Annotated in this window: 3 protein-coding genes; 2 read left to right on the forward strand and 1 reads right to left on the reverse strand. The window is 39.9% G+C overall.

The genetic code is table 11. From position 1 onward, the window contains the following. Positions 1-590 (forward strand): flagellar basal body P-ring formation chaperone FlgA (gene flgA / locus M0R47_RS21650; RefSeq protein WP_292558431.1); only part of this gene is annotated, 590 nt, incomplete at its 5' end. Between the two features lie 475 nt (positions 591-1065). Here the strand turns inward: flgA and M0R47_RS21655 are convergent. Continuing rightward, on the reverse strand, positions 1066-1623 hold the full coding sequence (locus tag M0R47_RS21655; protein WP_292558432.1) for a recombinase family protein: 558 nt from the start codon (positions 1621-1623) through the stop codon (positions 1066-1068). 803 nt (positions 1624-2426) lie between these two features. Between M0R47_RS21655 and trfA the strand changes: the two genes are divergently transcribed. Beyond that, positions 2427-2776 (forward strand): plasmid replication initiator TrfA (gene trfA, locus M0R47_RS21660; RefSeq protein ID WP_292558433.1); only part of this gene is annotated, 350 nt, incomplete at its 3' end.

Genomic DNA, 2776 nt, shown 5'->3' on the forward strand with positions numbered 1-2776 from the left:
AAGACACTGTTGCGCGAAATATAAATACCTCTGTTGAATACGAAATCAGCGTGCTTCCTCTCGACAGCCTATTAAAACTTCCAGAATGCACCGTACCGCTGGAGGCATTTACAACAACCGGCGTAATAAAACCCGGCAGAACATCAATAGGCGTACGCTGCAACGCCGAAAAAAAATGGTCGATTTTCACTTCAGCCATTATTAAAGTTTATGAAAACGTTATTGTTCTGACTCGACCGGTACAACGAGGCGAAATCATTACCAGACAACACCTTGCTATCGAAAAAAGAGACATATCCAAACTTAGAGGGGATTTTGTTACCCAAGCCGAACAGATTGAAAACAAACAAGCTGCACGTTACGCACCGGTAGGTGCTATCTTGAGTTTGAAAAGTTTTATCGAACCCAATCTTATCAAGCGGCGAGACAAAATCATTATCAGCACCATACAACCCGCTTTTACCATTCGAACGAACGGGATTGCGATGATGGATGGCACAAAAGGTCAACTCATCAAAATTAAAAACGAAAACTCAGGACGTATTATTGACGCAACGGTCATCGAATCTGGACTGGTTTTGGTTAAATGAATTAGTAACCGGCTGGTATCTGGTTTTTCATAGATTCTGTTGCATTCGCTTACAAGCTTTAATCCGATAGTCCTCAGAAGGCTAACTGGATATCGGAACGAAGATGTGTGCAGCGCCGAGTACGACTTCAAAATAAAAGCTCACTCGCCTACGTCCGAAACGTTCCGAACACATCTTCAATAACAAGCATAGCAGAAAAAAAACGAATTATTGTTGCCCGTAAATTGCCCTGATTTATTCGCAAACGCAGCGCAAATCAAAAATTAATTATAAATGCCTTGTTATACCTAGCTTTTAAACTGAAAAACAGCGCACATTATTAATGGGTTCTGTTGTATTAACTACAAAAACGCATATTTCGGGAATCATCAAGGCTGACTTATAGGTCAAACCATTGAGAGTCTCCCGGCATAGACGGCGGGTTATCTTTGATTAATAAGGCAGATACAACCACTATTCGCGTAAAATCTAAATATTACTTATTTCCAGAATCCTTAAGTAATTTGTACACCGTCGAACGGCCAATGCCCATTTGTTTAGCAATAGCGGTCGCACCTGTTCCTTTTTCGTACAAGTCCAGCACCCTTTTTTTATCAATACTGGGTTTCCGACCAAACTTCACGCCTTTTGCTTTTGCCTCTATCCGGCCTTCGTTAGTACGTTCAAGGATTCGTTGTCTTTCTGCTTGAGCTACCGCAGATAAAATAGTGACAACCATTTTCCCCATCGTGCCTTCGGTACTAATTCCGTCATCTAAAAAACGGACGGAAACCCCCATTTCATCAAATTCTTTAATTAAAGAAATCATATCTGCCGTATCCCGGCCTAAACGATCCAGTTTTTTTACCAGGATGACATCATTTTCTTCTACCTTCACACGTAACAAATCGAGTCCATCACGCTTTACATGGCTGCCGGAAGCTTTGTCGGTAAAAATGCGGCTTGAACTAACACCGGCTTCGTTAAGTGCTTTAATTTGAATATCGAGAGATTGCTGGCTCGTGGAAACACGGGCATAACCGAAGAGTCTCATAGCAAATATGTTTATTAAATCGATTAGTAGAAATTGTGTCTATAAAATACGCTTAAAACGATTTCATAGACATTGTATGGCACACCTATTATCATGTCTATAAACTCATAATATTTTGTACAGCTAATAAATGATGCACTTAAATTCTAGTAACGCACTGATTCGAATTTGAAAGCAAGACCCGGAGTGTTCGATAGCCGCGATTTGCTTAAATTAACGGTATGAATGAACTGAAAAGGAGTCAACTTTGGCGATGTCTACCATAACCTTGAGAGATGGATTTCAGCGCCCTGCGGTTAGATCAGAAAGAAAGGAGTTTGATACTCCAGATATTTCATGTAAATCACTTTGGGTCATGCCGCGTTCACCCAAGATACGCAGAACACTTGTAAAGAAAATATAACTACACGCTTTTGCCTTGTTTAGAGTAGTTGTCTCTTCAAATTTTAGCGGCTAAAAATTCAAGATTTATTGCTATACGCAAAGAATATTGCCCCGATTTATTTAGCTAAACTTTTAGCTATTTAGCTTATAACCGCCCCTTAAAAGAGTTGCTCACAAGCATCATAATATGCTTTAGTTCATTTATCATCTTACCTGTAATGCCAATTTACGTCATAATGACTCTGAAACAGCACGAACAATACATATACAGCGTACTACCGAAAGTAAAAAGCAAGAACATACTGTTCAAAGTCGTATTTGTACCAAGCCGGTTCAATAAAGATGACAAAACAGAGTTTATTGCAGCATTCATTAGATACTAAGACCAAAGCAAAAAATAACATGTAAAAGAGGTCATAATGAAACATGCTAAAAAGATTGGCGAAGACCTGATTAATGAAGAAGGCACCGGCCAAATCGACCGGGTGCAACGCAACGCTTATTTACATAGCAAGGGCTTAAAACCTAATTCACAGTTTCAGCTTGACTTGTTTGAATGTGTAGCCGATCGTGACGACTTAAGGCACATCCCTAACGATTACGCACGCAGCTCACTGTTTACAGCCAGGAACAAAAAAGAGCCGCGAAAAACGTTGATGCACGAAAGACTGTTTCATTACAACGAGTTTGTTTCCATTCTCTACACGGGAATTGAGCTACGTGCCGAAGATGATGAAATTGTATGGCTGCAAATACTGAAATATGGAAA

Source organism: Methylobacter sp. (assembly GCF_023227905.1).
Lineage (GTDB): Bacteria > Pseudomonadota > Gammaproteobacteria > Methylococcales > Methylomonadaceae > Methylobacter_A.

Bases quoted from the DNA above. Each gene is read 5' to 3' on its own strand.
- M0R47_RS21655 (WP_292558432.1), bottom strand. From the start codon at position 1,623: ATGAGACTCTTCGGTTATGCCCGTGTTTCCACGAGCCAGCAATCTCTC.